Source organism: Methylobacterium nigriterrae (assembly GCF_037106235.1).
Lineage (GTDB): Bacteria > Pseudomonadota > Alphaproteobacteria > Rhizobiales > Beijerinckiaceae > Methylobacterium > Methylobacterium nigriterrae.
Window position 1 is genome coordinate 1 of the sequence record NZ_JBAWTG010000591.1, and the last position, 396, is coordinate 396.

Below are 396 nucleotides of genomic sequence, written 5' to 3' on the forward strand. Positions count from 1 at the left end.
ATGTGAGATCGTGGTCGACGTCGGATCGCCACACGCATCAGGAAGGAGCAGCCATGCGCTACTTTGCCGGACTCGATGTCTCGCTGGAAGAGACCGCCATCTGCGTGGTCGACGAGACGGGGCGCATCACCAAGGAAGCCCGGGCGCAGAGCGAACCAATCGCACTGATTACAGCCCTGACGGGGCTCGGCTTGCCGCTGGAGCGCGTCGGCCTGGAGGCCTGCTCACTCGCCGCCTGGCTGCACGACGAGCTTCGCGCGGCTGGTCTGCCGGCGATCTGCATCGAGACGCGGGCTGCCAACGCGGCCATGAAGACGATGCCCAACAAGACCGACCGCAACGACGCCCGGGCGCTCGCCCAGATCATGCGCACCGGCTGGTACCGGCAGGTCCACG

1 protein-coding gene is annotated in these 396 nt (G+C 66.9%); it reads left to right on the forward strand.

Annotation, left to right across the window (positions count from 1 at the left end):
- Window positions 1-53 precede the first annotated feature (53 nt).
- A partial coding sequence (locus WDW90_RS38365) for an IS110 family transposase (RefSeq protein WP_336492909.1) occupies window positions 54-396 on the forward strand: 343 nt, incomplete at its 3' end.